General features: G+C 53.4%; 13 protein-coding genes, 4 tRNA genes and 3 other RNA genes. 19 read left to right on the top strand and 1 reads right to left on the bottom strand.

Annotated features, from left to right (window positions below):
- Positions 1 to 22 precede the first annotated feature (22 nt).
- From rffC to JK223_RS10965, 13 genes are all read left to right on the top strand, one after another.
- Positions 23 to 730, top strand: coding sequence for a dTDP-4-amino-4,6-dideoxy-D-galactose acyltransferase (gene rffC / locus JK223_RS11025; protein ID WP_212714229.1), 708 nt, complete (start codon positions 23 to 25; stop codon positions 728 to 730).
- Positions 717 to 1,847, top strand: a complete 1,131-nt coding sequence (gene rffA / locus JK223_RS11020) for a dTDP-4-amino-4,6-dideoxygalactose transaminase (protein ID WP_212714228.1) — start codon at positions 717 to 719, stop codon at positions 1,845 to 1,847. The genes rffC and rffA overlap by 14 nt, the downstream gene beginning before the upstream one ends.
- A complete protein-coding gene (gene wzxE, locus JK223_RS11015; protein ID WP_212714227.1) occupies positions 1,847 to 3,094 on the top strand; it encodes a lipid III flippase WzxE in 1,248 nt (415 codons plus the stop codon). Before rffA ends, wzxE begins: the two co-directional genes overlap by 1 nt.
- A complete protein-coding gene (locus JK223_RS11010; protein ID WP_212714226.1) occupies positions 3,091 to 4,173 on the top strand; it encodes a TDP-N-acetylfucosamine:lipid II N-acetylfucosaminyltransferase in 1,083 nt (360 codons plus the stop codon). The genes wzxE and JK223_RS11010 overlap by 4 nt, the downstream gene beginning before the upstream one ends.
- Positions 4,170 to 5,528, top strand: a complete 1,359-nt coding sequence (gene wzyE / locus JK223_RS11005) for an ECA oligosaccharide polymerase (RefSeq protein ID WP_212714225.1) — start codon at positions 4,170 to 4,172, stop codon at positions 5,526 to 5,528. Before JK223_RS11010 ends, wzyE begins: the two co-directional genes overlap by 4 nt.
- A gap of 18 nt (positions 5,529 to 5,546) precedes the next feature.
- A complete protein-coding gene (wecG, locus tag JK223_RS11000; RefSeq protein ID WP_212714224.1) occupies positions 5,547 to 6,287 on the top strand; it encodes a lipopolysaccharide N-acetylmannosaminouronosyltransferase in 741 nt (246 codons plus the stop codon).
- 149 nt (positions 6,288 to 6,436) lie between these two features.
- A tRNA-Arg gene (locus tag JK223_RS10995) sits at positions 6,437 to 6,513 on the top strand.
- A gap of 83 nt (positions 6,514 to 6,596) precedes the next feature.
- A tRNA-His gene (locus JK223_RS10990) sits at positions 6,597 to 6,672 on the top strand.
- Positions 6,673 to 6,687: 15 nt separating this feature from the next.
- Positions 6,688 to 6,774: transfer RNA gene (locus JK223_RS10985), tRNA-Leu, on the top strand.
- A gap of 29 nt (positions 6,775 to 6,803) precedes the next feature.
- Positions 6,804 to 6,880: transfer RNA gene (locus tag JK223_RS10980), tRNA-Pro, on the top strand.
- A 30-nt stretch (positions 6,881 to 6,910) separates the two neighbouring features.
- A non-coding RNA gene (locus tag JK223_RS10975) (RtT sRNA) lies at positions 6,911 to 7,023 on the top strand.
- A 30-nt stretch (positions 7,024 to 7,053) separates the two neighbouring features.
- Positions 7,054 to 7,166: non-coding RNA, RtT sRNA (locus JK223_RS10970), on the top strand.
- A gap of 30 nt (positions 7,167 to 7,196) precedes the next feature.
- A non-coding RNA gene (locus tag JK223_RS10965) (RtT sRNA) lies at positions 7,197 to 7,309 on the top strand.
- A gap of 86 nt (positions 7,310 to 7,395) precedes the next feature.
- Here JK223_RS10965 and JK223_RS10960 read toward each other — a convergent pair.
- Positions 7,396 to 8,208 carry an SDR family NAD(P)-dependent oxidoreductase gene (locus JK223_RS10960; protein WP_371813110.1) on the bottom strand — a complete coding sequence of 271 codons (813 nt, stop codon included), beginning with the start codon at positions 8,206 to 8,208 and terminating at the stop codon, positions 7,396 to 7,398.
- Positions 8,209 to 8,344: 136 nt separating this feature from the next.
- On the opposite strand from JK223_RS10960, the gene JK223_RS10955 reads away from it, so the two are divergent.
- The 6 genes from JK223_RS10955 (at position 8,345) to lysS (ending at position 16,096) form a co-directional block, all read left to right on the top strand.
- Positions 8,345 to 8,890, top strand: coding sequence for a TetR/AcrR family transcriptional regulator (locus JK223_RS10955; RefSeq protein ID WP_212714223.1), 546 nt, complete (start codon positions 8,345 to 8,347; stop codon positions 8,888 to 8,890).
- A gap of 1,048 nt (positions 8,891 to 9,938) precedes the next feature.
- A complete protein-coding gene (gene xerD / locus JK223_RS10950) occupies positions 9,939 to 10,853 on the top strand; it encodes a site-specific tyrosine recombinase XerD (protein WP_212714222.1) in 915 nt (304 codons plus the stop codon).
- Positions 10,854 to 10,881: 28 nt separating this feature from the next.
- Positions 10,882 to 11,586 (top strand): bifunctional protein-disulfide isomerase/oxidoreductase DsbC, encoded by a 705-nt coding sequence (dsbC, locus tag JK223_RS10945; RefSeq protein ID WP_212714221.1) that lies wholly within the window; start codon positions 10,882 to 10,884, stop codon positions 11,584 to 11,586.
- 3 nt (positions 11,587 to 11,589) lie between these two features.
- On the top strand, positions 11,590 to 13,326 hold the full coding sequence (gene recJ / locus JK223_RS10940; RefSeq protein ID WP_212714220.1) for a single-stranded-DNA-specific exonuclease RecJ: 1,737 nt from the start codon (positions 11,590 to 11,592) through the stop codon (positions 13,324 to 13,326).
- Positions 13,327 to 13,467: 141 nt separating this feature from the next.
- Positions 13,468 to 14,566 (top strand): peptide chain release factor 2 gene (gene prfB, locus JK223_RS10935; RefSeq protein WP_212714219.1). Its coding sequence is split into 2 segments (ribosomal slippage): positions 13,468 to 13,542 and positions 13,544 to 14,566, totalling 1,098 coding nucleotides; the frame shifts between segments, so codons are not numbered across the junction.
- Between the two features lie 9 nt (positions 14,567 to 14,575).
- Positions 14,576 to 16,096 carry a lysine--tRNA ligase gene (lysS, locus tag JK223_RS10930; protein WP_212714218.1) on the top strand — a complete coding sequence of 507 codons (1,521 nt, stop codon included), beginning with the start codon at positions 14,576 to 14,578 and terminating at the stop codon, positions 16,094 to 16,096.
- The last annotated feature ends 5 nt before the right edge of the window (positions 16,097 to 16,101 follow it).

Raw genomic sequence — 16,101 nt, 5'->3', positions numbered from 1 at the left:
CGCAGACAGACAGGGAGTGCAGATGCAAATCAATGGCAGTGTTTCTTTTCTCGAATGGGAATCTGAATTTTTCGGCAGCCGGATAGGCCGGTTTACAGCCGGTGGCGATCAGACGCTGCCGGTGGAGGTGATGCAGCAATATCACCTGTTACAGGCCAGAGTCAGCGCAGAGGATTACGAAAGTCTCGGAACGCTTAACCGCCTCGGTTTCCGGCTGGCAGAGGGTGAAGCCTCTCTGGTCATGACGCTCAGGCAGACCGCACGCCAGACCGGTGTGCGTATCGCACGGGCGGGACAGATCCCGGAATTACGCCATGCGGCAGCCAGCGCCTTTCTGCAAAGCCGTTTTCGGGCCCCGTGGTTTAACGAGGATGACTGCCGGCGATTTTACGCCCAATGGATCGAAAATGCTGTGAACGGGACGTTCGATGATCAGTGTCTGGTTGCCTGTAATGCGCAGGGCCAGCCCGAAGGATTCGTTTCAGTCCGTGAAACCGGAGAGCAGGCGCGTATTGGCCTGCTCGCTGTTTTACCTGATGCCCGGGGGAAAGGTGTGGGCCAGCGGTTATTACTGGCCGCGGCCGACTGGGGACGGGTAAGGGGTGTCACACAGCTCCATATTACGACGCAGCTTAGTAACCTGGCAGCAATGCGGCTCTATCTTCGTAGCGGTGCGCGGCTGGAAAATACGGCATATTGGTTATACAGGAAAACAGATGATCCCCTTTAATTCTCCTCCGGTAACAGGCAGTGAACTTGACTATATGCGCTCGGCGATGGAGAGCGGAAAACTGAGCGGCGACGGCGGGTTTACCCGACGCTGCCAGCAATGGATGGAACAGCAGTTCGGGAGCCATAAGGTTCTGCTGACCCCTTCCTGTACGGCTTCGCTGGAAATGGCGGCACTGCTGATTAATATTGTGCCTGGCGACGAAGTTATCATGCCAAGTTATACCTTCGTTTCAACTGCGAATGCGTTTGTCCTGCGCGGCGCACGCATCGTCTTTGTCGATATTCGCCCGGATACTCTTAATATTGACGAAACGCTGATTGAAGCGGCAATCACCGACAAAACCCGGGCGGTAGTGGTAGTGCATTATGCCGGGGTCCCCTGTGAGATGGATCCCATTGTCCGGCTGACCGAAAAACATCAACTCTACCTGATTGAGGATGCCGCTCAGGGAGTCATGTCTGCCTATAAAGGCCGGCCGCTAGGATCTATCGGCCATATCGGGTGTTTCAGTTTTCATGAAACCAAAAATTATACGGCCGGTGGAGAAGGGGGGGCGACGCTGATTAATGATCCTGAACTGATCGCGCGTGCCGAAATTATCCGGGAAAAAGGGACCAACCGGAGTCAGTTTTTCCGCGGGCAGACAGATAAATATACCTGGCGGGACCTGGGGTCCAGCTACCTGATGTCGGATTTACAGGCCGCCTATTTGTGGGCTCAGCTGGAATCTGCTGAGCAGATTAATCAGCGGCGTCTGGCGTTGTGGAATAATTATTACTCTGCCCTGCAACCTCTGGCCAGCCAGGGACGTCTGACATTACCGGTTGTACCGGAAGGCTGTACCCACAATGCCCATATGTTCGCTATCCGGCTTGAAGATAATGACACCCGGGAAAGACTGATTGCCTGGATGAAAGAAGCCGAGATTCTGGCGGTATTTCACTATATTCCGTTGCACAGTTCTCCGGCAGGGGAGCAATTTGGGCGTTTCTACGGGGAAGATCGTTATACCACTTCACAGAGTGAGCGATTGCTGCGGTTGCCACTGTTCTACAATCTGACGGATAACAACCAGAAGACGGTTATCGGCTCACTGATGAGTTTCTTTCGCTGATGTCACTGGCTAAAGCCTCTCTCTGGACGTCGTTATCAACACTGACCAAGATCCTGTGCGGACTGCTGGTCATAAAATTACTGGCGGTCAGTTATGGCCCGTCAGGGATTGGGCTGGCAGGAAACTTCCGGCAACTTATCACCGTTCTGGGAGTGATGGCCGGTGCCGGCATATTTAATGGCGTCACCCGATTCACTGCAGAGTATCAGCAGCAACCGGAGAAACTGCGTGCACTGACGGCCACCTCTTCGGCGATTGTGTCGGGGGCAGTTTTTTTACTGGCTGTTGTCCTTTTACTGGCGGCGGCCCCGATCAGTGACATGCTTTTCGGAAATGACCAGTACAGCCAGGTGATCCGGGTTGTCGCCTTTCTGCAGGCCGGTATCGCCTGGGCAAACCTGCTGCAGGCGCAACTGAAAGGCTTCCGTGATGCCAGGGGCAATGCGCTGGTGGTTGCCGGCGGCAGCCTGCTGGGCGTCGTGGGGTATCTGCTGAGCTGGCTGGCGGGAGGGTATTCCGGGGCGCTGATCGGGCTGGCTCTGGTGCCGGCGGTAACCCTGCTCCCGGCAGGCGTCTTACTGAAGGGCAGAACGCCTGTGCAGTGGCACTGGTTTATTCCGCGCTGGCATCCGCAGATGGCTGCGCAATTATTTCGCTATACCTTAATGGCCATGATGACGGCACTGACGTTACCGGTGGCCTGGATTATGATGCGTAACCTGCTGGCGGCGCATGCAGGATGGCAGGACGTGGGGTTATGGCAGGGCGTGAGCAGTATTTCAGATGCCTGGCTGCAGTTTATTACGGCAACTTTCAGTGTCTGGCTATTACCGACACTGGCCCGACTGAGCCGCAAACAGGATGTTGCCAGGGAAATAGGCCGTGCATTACGCTTTGTATTACCGGTCGTCGCGGCTATAGCCATCATGGTCTGGCTGCTGCGTGATGTGGCGATTTGGCTCCTGTTTTCACCGAAGTTCAGTGCAATGCGCGATCTGTTCGTCTGGCAACTGATCGGTGATTTCTTCAAGGTCGGTGCTTACGTCTTCGGTTACCTGGTGATTGCCAGGGCTTCCCTGCGTTTTTATCTTCTTACCGAGGTCAGCCAGTTTATCCTGTTGATGGCCAGTGCCTGCTGGCTGATCCCGGCCCATGGGGTGATCGGCGCCGTACAGGCTTATGCACTGTGTTATATGATTTATTTTGCCCTGTGCGGGGCGGTATTTTTGTGTTGGTATAGAAAATGACGACATTGATCCATCTGCTCGGTGCAGATATCCCCCATCATAACCTGACATTGCTCCGTTTCTTTAATGATCAGCTGGCCACGCAGGTCCCGGTGGCACAGGCACGGAAATTTATGGTGGTCTCTTCTGCCCCGGAGTCACTGGCTGAGTTTACTTCACTGGAACTACAGGTTTTTTCTGATAAAAAAAGCCTCGCACAGGCAGTGGTGAAGCTGGCCGCTGATCGCCGCTACCGCTTTTTCTGTCACGGACAGTTTAATCCCTGGCTATGGCTGGCGTTACTCAGTGGGAAAATTACCCGCCATCAACTGTACTGGCATATCTGGGGGGCCGATCTCTATGAAGATTCCCGCCAGCTTCGTTTCCGGCTGTTTTATCTTCTGCGCCGCAGGGCCAGGAAGCGGGTCGCCGGGGTTTGGGCGACACGGGGAGATATCTGCTATTTTCAGCAACGGGTGCCCTCGGTACCTGCATCACTGCTCTATTTTCCGGCCAGAATGCCGGTGAACGTAAACAGTGACGTCCCTGACGATAACATACCACCGCTGACGATTTTACTGGGTAATTCAGGAGACCCGACCAATCGTCACGCACAGGCACTGGCAGAGATCCATCACCAGTTTGGCGCCAATGTGCGGGTGATGGTGCCAATGGGATATCCGGCCGGTAATCAGCCTTATATCTCGTCTGTAGAGGCGGTCGCTGAGAAATACTTCCCGGACGGGCAGGTCAGTATATTAACGGAAACGATGGATTTCGCGGCGTATCAGAGCATTCTGGATCGTTGTCAGCTGGGTTACTTTATTTTTCAACGTCAACAGGGCATTGGTACTTTGTGTTTATTAATCGAAAAAAATATTCCGTTCGTTGTCAGCCGGGAAAATCCGTTCTGGCGTGATCTGACAGAACAGAAACTGCCGGTCCTTTTCCAGGGGGATACACTGACTTTGCCTGTGATTGATGAAGCCCGCCGGCAGCTGGAAAGCTGTGATAAATCCGCGATTGCTTTCCTTTCTCCGGGATATCTCCAGGGCTGGTATGAGCTGTTACATTCGCTGGAATCCGGGGAGGAAGCATGAGTCTGTTGCAGTTCTCCGGTCTCGCTACCGTTTATCTTTGCTGCCTGACCTTTGTGCTGACACTGACCTGGAAAGAGTTCCGGCGGGTGCGGTTTAATTTTCATCTGTTTTTTTCGCTGCTTTTTCTACTGACATTTTATTTCGGGTTTCCGCTGACCAGCTTGCTGGTATTTTGCTTTCATGCCCCGGTGGTGCCCCCGGAATATCTGTTACAGGCGATACTCTCTGCCACCGGGTTCTATGGCCTCTACTATCTGACATATAAAGTGAAATTGCGCCGGGGAGGGCCATCGGAGGTTCCGGCATTACTGAGAATGAACCGGGTGGAGACACTCATCCTCTGTGGCTTACTGGCATTCATTGCCATTGGCACCGTGGCTGTTTTCTTTATGCATAATGGGTTTTTACTGTTCAGGCTCAGTTCCTACAGCCAGATCTTTTCCAGTAAGGTTTCCGGGGTTGCACTGAAACGGTTTTTCTATTTCTTTATCCCGGCGATGCTTATCGTTTATTTTCTGAAGCCGACACGGAAAAACTGGATGATCTTTCTGGTGTATACCGTGGGCTTCGGGGTGCTGACGTACCTGATTGTCGGCGGTACGCGGGCCAATATCATTATTGCTTTTGCTCTGTTCCTGTTTATCGGTATTACCCGTGGCTGGATTAATCTGGCAATGCTGGCGTCCGCTGGCGTGTTATCGGTGGTCGCGATGTTCTGGCTGGCGTTACGACGTTATAACCTGCAGGTGTCGGGCGATGAAGCGTTCTATACCTTCCTCTATCTGACCCGGGATACCTTCTCGCCGTGGGAAAATCTGGGCTTATTACTGAGTCATTACCACCGGATCGAATTTCAGGGGCTGGCCCCGATGTGGCGTGATTTCTATGTCTTTATTCCTGGCTGGTTATGGCATGACCGACCGGCGACGGTTCTGAACAGTGCTAATTACTTTACCTGGGATGTGCTGCACAATCATTCAGGCCTGGCAATTTCCCCGACCCTGATAGGCTCGCTGGTGGTCATGGGCGGGGCCTGGTTGCTGGCACCCGGTGCGGTAGTGGTCGGACTGATTATCAAAGGCTTTGATGCGATTTACCGGCAGGCGCAGCAGGAGAAGAACCGCTATACCGCGGCGGTACTGAACAGCTTTTGCTTTGGTGCCATTTTTAACATGATAGTGCTGGCACGTGAGGGGCTGGATGCCTTCGGTTCGCGGATAGTTTTCTTTAGTGTTATTTTTCTTTTTTCGTTACTGGTAGCTAAAACAGTTTTCTGGTTTCTGAAAAGCGCAGGCGTTATCCGTGACCGGATTATCCGGACAACCGATGCCGCGTTAACTATTAAAAATCAGTAATGGCAGGACAATGAGTGCATGAGTAATTCTTCCGTGAAGCCCCCCTACAATATTCGGGGGGTACCTCTGTATGGTTTCAGTTCTCTCAGTGAGTTCACTGATTTTCTGTTACCACCGCAGCATCCCCGGTGCGGGATGCTGGTGGCGATTAATGCAGAAAAAATCCTGACGGCAGAACAAAATCCGCAGGTGCAGCAGATTTTATCGGCGGCGGAATTCAACTATGCAGACGGCATCAGTATTGTCCGTTCGATACGAAAAAAATATCCGGGCAGTAAAGTGACCCGCATTGCCGGTGTCGATCTCTGGTATGCGTTGATGCAGTCCGCGGGTCAGAAATGTATTCCTGTTTTTCTGGTCGGTGGGCAGGCGGAGGTACTGCAGTATACCGGTGATAAACTGCGGCAACAGTGGGCAGTCCCGGTGGCCGGTACACAGGATGGCTATTTTACGGAACAGCAAACAGAGGGTGTGATCCGTGCGATAGCCGACAGCGGCGCAAAGATAGTGACCGTGGCGATGGGGTCCCCCCGTCAGGAACTTTTTATTCGCCGTTGCCGTGAAATTTATCCTGATGCTCTCTATATGGGCGTAGGCGGGACGTATGATGTTTTCAGCGGTCGGGTTAAGCGTGCTCCCCTGATATGGCAGAAAATGGGTCTGGAGTGGCTATACCGGCTGATTAAGCAGCCCTCCCGCTGGCGAAGACAGCTCAGGCTGCTCCGTTATCAAAAGTATCACTGGCTGGGGAAATTGTGATTCAGCAGCAGTATCGCGGTGAATTATTACCCGTTATGCTGAATCTTCGCTCAAACTGTGCATTCAGTAAGCAAATGAATTTTTTTATTTAAAAAGCACTAGACAGGATCACCTCAAACCCGTAATATCCGCATCCGCAACGGCGCTAAGCGCCCGTAGCTCAGCTGGATAGAGCGCTGCCCTCCGGAGGCAGAGGTCTCAGGTTCGAATCCTGTCGGGCGCGCCATTTGGTTTATGCGCAAGAGCTGCGGTGGTTTACCGCGAGAGTAGTAAAGATGTTTTTGGCATCGTTGTAGTAAGAAAGATATGGTGGCTATAGCTCAGTTGGTAGAGCCCTGGATTGTGATTCCAGTTGTCGTGGGTTCGAGTCCCATTAGCCACCCCATTTTTTGCTGGTTATGCGAAGGTGGCGGAATTGGTAGACGCGCTAGCTTCAGGTGTTAGTGTCTTAACGGACGTGAGGGTTCAAGTCCCTCTCTTCGCACCAGGCAAAAAATAAGAGAGAAAGCAGTATTTCGGCGAGTAGCGCAGCTTGGTAGCGCAACTGGTTTGGGACCAGTGGGTCGGAGGTTCGAATCCTCTCTCGCCGACCATCTTCGAAGAAACCCGCTCCGGCGGGTTTTTTTACGTCTGTAGTTAACAGGATGAGAACCTCCGAAGGAGGTTTGAGCCGAGCGAAGCGAGACAACGTTGCGTAGCAACGGCCCGAAGGGGAATCATCCTCTCTCGCCGACCATCTTCGAATAAACCCGCTCCGGCGGGTTTTTTTACGCCTGTAGTTAACAGGATGAGAACCTCCGAAGGAGGTTTGAGCCGGGCGGAGCGAGACAACGTTGCGTAGCAACGGCCCGAAGGGGAATCATCCTCTCTCGCCGACCATCTTCGAAGAAACCCGCTCCGGCGGGTTTTTTTACGTCTGTAGTTAACAGGATGAGAATCTCCGAAGGAGGTTTGAGCCGGGCGAAGCGAGACAACGTTGCGTAGCAACGGCCCGAAGGGGAATAACCCTTTCTCGCCGACCATATTTGAAGAAACCCGCTCCGGCGGGTTTTTTTACGTCTGTAAAAAGGTTACGGCGCTTGTTAAACGGGGTCTTACCCTCCACGTATTATTCAGCTGAAATCGCATGAGAATAGCGCGGTGCCGGAATACCGGTTTGTGTAGCGCCGAACAGCGCTTCCTCTGCCTCATCGTAAGCCGTCCAGAAAGCAGTATCGTGGACCGATGGAAGCGTAACCTTCTCGCCTGCATCGAAACCAGAAAGCGCGGCATCGACCAGATTTTCGGTAGTCATAACAACCGAAGGATCGAAAGCTGAAAGCGGGACACCGGAATGTTCATAAAACTCAGTCGCCGTCCCTGCAGGCAGAACAGCCTGAACACGGATATCTGTTTCTGCCAGTTCAGTTTGTAACCCGCGACTGAACATCAGTAAATAGCTCTTAGTCGCACTGTAAAGTGTCGTGACAGGCAGAGCATGGAATGCCATTACCGAGGATACGTTGATGATACTGCCTGTATTCCGCCCGATGAATGCGGGCAGTATAGCGCGAGCCAGTCGGGTGGGTGCTACGATGTTGAGCGCTATCGTAGAGGCTGTATCGGCATCAGACATAGCAACGGTACCACTCAGCTTACCATTGCCTGCATTGTTCACGAGCACGGCTATGCGTTCATCAGATCGCAGAACGTGCTCGACCTGTGCCAGGTCATTCTCTACGGTCAGGTCGGCCTCGATCACCTGGACGTTTATCTGATACCTGGCTGACAATACCTCTTTCAGGTTTCGTAAGCGTTCGATCCGACGTGCAACCAATATAAGGTCATAACCCCGCTTAGCCAGTCGATCTGCGTAAACGGCTCCGATCCCGGAAGACGCTCCGGTAATAACAGCTACAGCATTTATTGATGGTGATGGCACAGAACCTCCTATTGTTTAATGACTACTAAAGAATAGGCGATTGATTTGTACTGTCAAACATTGTTTAATGATCTTTATGAAATTATCAAAAGACAGACCGTCTGGTCGGCCACGTGGATTTGATCGGGAAAAAGCATTGGATACTGCCATGCGCTTGTTCTGGCGATATGGCTATGAGGGGGTTTCTTTCCAGCAGCTTACGGCCACATTAGGTGTCGCAGCACCAAGCTTATATGCTGCGTTCGGTAACAAAGCTGCGCTCTATCGTGAAGCGCTGGACCGATACGAAGAACTCCGGGGAACCACCGACCTTTCGTTTATGGATAAGGCGGTATCTCTGCGGGATGCTATTTACCTTCTGCTCGATGGCACAGCACGGGGATTACTCGACCCGGAAGGTGAGATTGGCTGTATGCTCAATACCGGTATGATTAGCAGTCATCCTGACAATACCGATCTGGCGAAAGAACTTGTTCAGCGTCGTTATGAATTTCGATGCTTACTCAGGGACAAACTACTTAACCGGGTATCCAGACAAGAGGCCGAGCGTCTGTCCATTTTCATTACAGTCGTAATGCAAGGTTTGGCCATCCAGGCCCATGATGGGTATACCCTGACAGAGCTGCAAGAGGCTGTAGGTGTTGCGCTCGAAGCGATACCTGCCGGCCCCACTATTATTTAAAATAAAGATTCAGTTGTGGATCTCTTTTTCTTCCCGCACCAAAGTCAAAGTAAAGACTTTATGTCGCTTACAGGCATCGGGAAAAAGTTATTTCCTATTCATTGCTGGCCAGCTTTCCTTTTACTGCAAAAAAGCCCCCGCTTTTCCCTGTCCCACATCCCGGTGATTTACCGCGACATCGCACCGCTGAGCGAATGAATATGTCCAGGACGAGCCGCAGGGACGCGGCGAGAGGTCATGCTGAGCAGGAGCGAATCGTGACCGGTCCGTAATGGACAAATGAGTGAGCGAAGGTACCGCGCAGCGGCGGTCAGGTTTGTCGCAAGGCTGGGAGTGCAGAGGACAGCCTGCTTTATCATAAAGCGAACGGAATATTCACGATCTGATATTAAACAACAGCCAGACTACTTACCCACAGACCTGAGAAAAAAATCCCCCGCTTTTCCCTGTCCCACATCCCGGTGATTTACCGCGACATCGCACCGCTGAGCGAATGAATATGTCCAGGACGAGCCGCAGGGACGCGGAGAGAGGTCATGCTGAGCAGGAGCGAATCATGACCGGTCCGTCAAGGACAAATGAGTGAGTGAAGGTACCGCGCAGCGGCGGGCAGGCTTGTCGCAAGGCCCGGAGTGCAGAGGGCGCGGCCCTGCGCCCTTTGCCCGGTCGCCCACGGCGGGGCTTGGGCAGCATGCCTTAACATAAAGCGAACGGAACACTCACCGTGCTTATAATAAAAAACACATCCGGTTTACCCGGAATTCGTACCGGCGGGCAGGCTTGTCGCCAGGCCCGGAGTGCAGAGGGCGCGGCCATGCGCCCTTTGCCCGGTCGCCCCCAGCGGGGCTAAGGCAGCCTGCCTTAACATAAAGCGAACGGAACACTCACCGTACTGATAATAAAAAACGCTTCCGGTGTTCCCCGGAATCTTCCTATGTATTTGTAAAACCGCTCCTCCGTCCCACATTGTTTTAGCCATTGGCCGGGGATTTCAGGCATAATAGCGCAGCGAAACTTGTGGCAAAGCACCAAAAAGAGCGGAGGAACAGTGCAGGAAAATCAGCAACACGATGACAATCTGCGCAGGGTAGAGGTGTTTCTCGATACTGTCTGGATTGAACGTAATCTGGCGGAAAATACTCTGTCTTCCTACCGTCAGGATCTGCAACAACTCACCGACTGGATGAAACCGCAGGAACTCTCTCTGCTGACCGTTAGCGCAGCGGATTTACAGAACTTTCTTGCTGAACGGCTGGAACATGGCGCAAAAGCAAGCAGTTCGGCCAGACAACTGAGTGCGATGCGACGACTGTTTCAGTATCTGTACCGTGAAAAACAGCGTAGCGATGATCCGACGGCCATACTATCCTCTCCTAAACTGCCACAACGTTTACCGAAAGATTTAAGTGAGTCGCGGATAGAACGCCTGTTGCAGGCACCCTCGACCGAAATTCCGCTGGAATTGCGTGATAAAGCGATGCTGGAACTGCTTTATGCCACCGGTCTGCGGGTTTCAGAACTGGTAGGCTTATCGCTGAGCGATGTCAGCCTGCGCCAGGGGGTCGTGCGGGTGTTAGGCAAAGGCGACAAAGAGCGGTTGGTCCCGTTGGGCGAAGAAGCGATCTACTGGCTGGAACAGTATATGGAGTACGGCCGTCCATGGCTTATTCAGGGGCAGACACTGGATGTGCTGTTTCCCAGTACCCGGGCCCGGCAGATGACCCGGCAGACCTTCTGGCACCGGATTAAACATTATGCTGTGATCGCCGGCATCGACAGTGAAAGCCTGTCACCGCATGTACTGCGCCATGCCTTTGCCACACATCTGCTGAACCACGGTGCAGATCTGCGGGTGGTACAGATGCTGCTGGGTCACAGTGATCTCTCGACGACTCAGATTTATACCCATGTAGCCAATGAACGGCTGCGTCAGTTACATCAACAGCACCATCCCCGGGCCTGAGCTCCGGGATGAAAAGGACATCAGTTTCATGAAAAAAACTCTCTTAGCAGTCGCACTGCTGTGCTCCGCCTTGAGCGGACTGGCGCAGGCAGATGATTCCGCCATTCAGAGCACCCTGCAGAAACTGGGGGTGAAGGTCACCGATATCCAGCCTTCCCCGTTGCCAGGCATGAAAACCGTGCTGACCGACAGTGGTGTGTTTTATATGACCGACGACGGCAAACAGATGATTCAGGGACCACTCTATGATGTCAGTGGTCAGCACCCGGTCAATGTCACTTTCCGTCAGCTGGATAAGAAAGTGGAGCAGATGGTGCCGGAGATGATCATCTATAAAGCGGCGAAGCAACAGCATGTGGTCACCGTATTTACCGATATTACTTGTGGCTATTGCCATAAGCTGCATCAGCAGATGGCAGACTACAACGCGTTAGGGATCACCGTACGTTACCTGGCCTTCCCGCGTGAGGGAATGGGCGGAGAAGTTGCAAAAGCAATGACTTCCGTCTGGTGTGCTGCGGATCGTAAAAAAGCCTTCGATGCGGCCATGAACGGTAATGTACCGCCGGCAGCAACCTGCAATATCGACCTGTCCCGCCAGTATCAGCTGGGCCTGATGTATGGTATTCAGGGGACCCCGGCCATCCTGACGGATACCGGTGTACTTATTCCCGGCTACCAGAGCCCGGAAGATCTGAAAAAATATCTCGATAGTCTGAAAGCAGGGCAGTAACTTTTGACCGGACAACAGGTTTCACAGCTGCGCCGTCGTCAGCCGGAAGGGGACGTACAGTTACCGGCGGAAATGCCGGCATTATTGCGTCGTCTGTATCATCTGCGCGGGATCACCGCGGCCAGTGAACTGGAACGCGGGGCGTCGGCCTTATTACCCTGGCAGGCACTGAACGGAATTGAGTCTGCTGCCGCGTTGCTGCATCAGGCAATCCTCAGCGGTCAGCGGATTGTCGTGGTGGGGGACTTTGATGCCGATGGCGCCACCAGTACCGCGCTTTCTTTGCTGGCTCTGCGGGCGATGGGGACAGAGAATGTCACCTTTCTGGTGCCGAACCGGTTTGAGGATGGCTACGGACTCAGTCCGGAGGTCGTCGAACAGGCGAAAACTCTGGGCGCCGAACTGATACTGACCGTGGATAACGGCATCTCCTCACACGCCGGTGTGGCGCTGGCAAACCAGTACCATATCCCTGTGGTGATCACCGACCACCACCTGCCCGGCGATACTCTGCCGGAGGCGGCAGCCATTGTTAACCCTAATCTGACCGGCTGCAGTTTTCCTTCGCGTGCACTGGCCGGGGTCGGGGTCGCGTTTTATCTGATGCTCGCTTTACGGGCGCGTTTGCGTGATCACAACGGCTTTGCTGACCGTCCGCAACCGAATCTGGCGGAATTACTGGACCTGGTTGCCCTCGGGACAGTCGCAGATGTTGTGCCTCTGGATGCCAATAACCGTATTCTGGTCTGGCAGGGGTTACAAAGGATCCGGGCCGGCAAATGCCGCCCGGGGATCCGTGCCTTGCTGGAGGTCGCGAACCGTCCTTCATCGCGGCTGGTCGCCAGTGATCTCGGGTTTGCCCTCGGCCCGCGGTTAAATGCCGCCGGGCGTCTGGATGATATGTCAGTCGGAGTGTCATTGCTGTTAACCGACGATATCCAGCAGGCAAGGATGCTGGCCAGCGAACTGGATGCCCTGAACCAGACCCGTAAAGAGATTGAGCAGGGCATGCAGGCGGAAGCCCTGAGCCTGTGCGATTCTCTTGTACAGCAGCATCAGCAATTACCTCACGGACTGGCATTTTATCATCCGCAGTGGCATCAGGGCGTGGTCGGCATTGTGGCTTCACGGCTGAAGGAACGCTTCCACCGGCCGGTATTTGCTTTCGCTCCGGCGGGTGATGGCACACTGAAAGGCTCTGGTCGTTCGGTGCCCGGCCTTCATCTGCGCGATGTGCTGGAAAGACTGGATACCCTTAACCCGGGCGTTGTCCTGAAGTTCGGCGGACACGCGATGGCGGCCGGACTATCGCTGCAGGAAGACCAGTTTGAAACGTTCCGTCAGCAGTTTGCTCTGATTGCCGGTGAATGGCTGGATGCTGCGCAACTTCAGGGGATAATCTGGTCTGATGGCGAGCTTACCGGCAGTGAGTTGACCCTGCAAACGGCAGAGATCTTGCGTGAGGCCGGCCCCTGGGGCCAGGCGTTCCCTGAACCGGTATTTGACGGTAAATTCAGGCTTCTGCAGCAGCGACTGGTGGGTGAGCGGCATCTGAAACTGATGCTGGAGCCGGTCGGCGGCGGCCCCTTGCTGGATGGTATCGCATTTAATATAGATACGCGTCTGTGGCCGGATAACAGCGTTCAGCAGGCCGAAATTGCTTATAAGCTCGATATTAACGAATTCCGCGGTCAGCGAAATGTGCAGTTATTGATTGAGCATCTGTGGCCCGTCACCTGAGCCGCAGACATCCGGCGGGACTTTCCCTGAAACAAAAGCCATTATGCGATGGCTTAAGGGATACCCGAAACACCACCTTTCCGGTAGACTATGTGGCCTGAATTAAGCCATTAACCGACCAACTAAAAGATATCTGAAGCCATGTTTGAAATTAATCCGGTTAAAAATCGCATCCAGGACCTCAACGAACGCAGCCTGCTGCTTCGGGGGTATCTTTGACTATGATGCTAAAAACGAACGTCTCGAAGAAGTAAACGCCGAGCTGGAACAATCCGATGTCTGGAATGATCCGGAACGCGCCCAGGCGCTGGGCAAAGAACGCTCATCTCTGGAAGCCGTTGTCAGTACCCTGAATCAGATGGCTCAGGGGCTGGAAGATGTTAATGGCCTGCTGGAACTGGCTATTGAAGCGGACGATGAAGAGACCTTCAATGAAGCTATAGCCGAACTGGACGAGCTGGATAAGAAACTGGCTGATCTTGAATTCCGTCGTATGTTTTCCGGCGAATATGACAGCGCGGACTGCTATATCGACCTGCAGGCCGGGTCCGGGGGAACAGAAGCACAGGACTGGGCCAACATGCTGTTACGTATGTACCTGCGCTGGGCGGAAGCTAAAGGCTTTAAAACCGACGTTATCGAAGAATCCGAAGGGGATGTGGCCGGTATTAAGTCGGCGACTATCCGTATTTCCGGCGAATACGCCTTTGGCTGGTTACGTACCGAAACCGGTGTTCACCGTCTGGTGCGTAAAAGTCCGTTCGATTCCGGTGGCCGTCGTCATACGTCGTTCAGTTCTGCGTTTGTTTACCCGGAAGTGGACGAAAATATTGATATCGACATTAATCCGGCCGACCTGCGTATCGACGTTTATCGCGCCTCGGGTGCGGGTGGTCAGCACGTCAACCGGACCGAGTCGGCGGTGCGTATTACCCATATTCCGACCAATACCGTTACCCAGTGCCAGAATGACCGTTCTCAGCATAAGAACAAAGATCAGGCGATGAAGCAGATGAAAGCGAAGCTGTATGAGCTGGAAATGCAGAAGAAAAATGCCGAGAAACAGGCACTGGAAGACAACAAATCCGATATCGGCTGGGGCAGCCAGATCCGTTCGTATGTACTGGATGATTCGCGGATCAAGGATCTGCGTACCGGCGTGGAAACGCGCAATACCCAGGCAGTGCTGGATGGCGACCTTGACCGGTTTATTGAAGCAAGTCTGAAAGCAGGTTTATAAGGAAAACCCATGTCTGAACAACAACCACAGCAGGCTGATGCCATCCGGGAACTCAACAACGAGCTGAAAAGCCGGAGTGAGAAACTGGCCGCACTGCGCCAGAATGGCGTGGCATTCCCTAACGATTTCCGTCGTGATACTCAGTCAGACAAACTGCATGCTGAGTTTGACGCGAAGGAAAACGAAGAGCTGGAAGAGACCGGTATCGAGGTGAGTGTGGCCGGCCGTATGATGACCCGCCGCATTATGGGTAAAGCCTCCTTTGTGACCCTGCAGGACGCCGGTGGCCGTATTCAGTTATATGTGTCACGTGATGATTTGCCGGAAGGTTACTATAACGAACAATTTAAAAAATGGGACCTCGGCGATATCCTCGGTGCACGCGGCAAGCTGTTTAAGACCAAAACCGGCGAATTATCCATTCACTGTAGCGAACTGCGTCTGCTGACCAAGGCTCTGCGTCCGTTACCGGATAAATTCCACGGTCTGGCGGACCAGGAAACGCGCTATCGCCAGCGTTATCTGGACCTGATTGCCAACGAAGAGTCCCGTAATACTTTCCGTATCCGCTCGAAAATCATGGCCGGCATCCGCCAGTTCATGGTTGAGCGTGAGTTTATGGAAGTCGAAACGCCGATGATGCAGGTGATCCCGGGGGGAGCTTCCGCTCGTCCGTTTATCACGCATCATAATGCGCTGGACATCGATATGTACTTGCGTATTGCGCCGGAGCTGTATCTGAAGCGTCTGGTCGTGGGAGGGTTCGATCGGGTATTCGAAATTAACCGTAACTTCCGTAATGAGGGCATTTCTCCGCGTCATAACCCTGAGTTCACCATGATGGAACTCTATATGGCTTACGCGGATTACAATGACCTGATTGAACTGACCGAAAGCCTGTTCCGTACGCTGGCAGAGTCCGTGCTGGGCCATAGTCAGGTGACTTACGGGGATCAGATTTTCGATTTCGGTAAACCTTTTGCCCGTCTGACCATGCGCGAAGCTATCAAAAAATACCGTCCGGAAACCGAACTGAGTGATCTGGATGATTTTAATAAAGCCGTGGCGCTGGCACAATCTCTGGGAATTAAAACAGAGAAAAGCTGGGGTCTGGGCCGAGTGGTCACCGAAATCTTTGAAGAGACCGCCGAAAGCCAGCTGATCCAGCCGACATTTATTACAGAGTACCCGGCAGAGGTTTCTCCGCTGGCCCGCCGTAATGATGAAAACCCTGAAATTACCGACCGCTTTGAATTCTTTATTGGCGGCCGTGAAATCGGTAATGGCTTCTCCGAGCTGAACGATGCTGAAGATCAGGCGGAACGTTTCCGTCAGCAGGTCAACGCGAAAGACGCCGGAGATGATGAGGCGATGTTCTACGACGAAGATTATGTCACCGCGCTGGAACATGGTCTGCCGCCGACCGCCGGTCTGGGCATTGGTATCGACCGTATGGTGATGCTGTTTACCAACAGCCATACCATCCGCGACGTTATCCTGTTCCCGGCACTGCGCCCGGAAAGCAAATAAGCCTG

Source organism: Tatumella sp. JGM118 (genome assembly GCF_018257515.1).
Lineage (GTDB): Bacteria > Pseudomonadota > Gammaproteobacteria > Enterobacterales > Enterobacteriaceae > Tatumella > Tatumella terrea.
Note: the sequence above shows the minus strand (reverse complement) of the source record. Positions and strands in the feature narration are given on the sequence as shown.

Bases quoted from the DNA above. Each gene is read 5' to 3' on its own strand.
- wecG (WP_212714224.1), top strand. From the start codon at position 5,547: ATGAGTAATTCTTCCGTGAAGCCCCCCTACAATATTCGGGGGGTACCT.
- wzyE (WP_212714225.1), top strand. From the start codon at position 4,170: ATGAGTCTGTTGCAGTTCTCCGGTCTCGCTACCGTTTATCTTTGCTGC.
- lysS (WP_212714218.1), top strand. From the start codon at position 14,576: ATGTCTGAACAACAACCACAGCAGGCTGATGCCATCCGGGAACTCAAC.
- rffA (WP_212714228.1), top strand. From the start codon at position 717: ATGATCCCCTTTAATTCTCCTCCGGTAACAGGCAGTGAACTTGACTAT.
- dsbC (WP_212714221.1), top strand. From the start codon at position 10,882: ATGAAAAAAACTCTCTTAGCAGTCGCACTGCTGTGCTCCGCCTTGAGC.
- JK223_RS11010 (WP_212714226.1), top strand. From the start codon at position 3,091: ATGACGACATTGATCCATCTGCTCGGTGCAGATATCCCCCATCATAAC.
- rffC (WP_212714229.1), top strand. From the start codon at position 23: ATGCAAATCAATGGCAGTGTTTCTTTTCTCGAATGGGAATCTGAATTT.
- wzxE (WP_212714227.1), top strand. From the start codon at position 1,847: ATGTCACTGGCTAAAGCCTCTCTCTGGACGTCGTTATCAACACTGACC.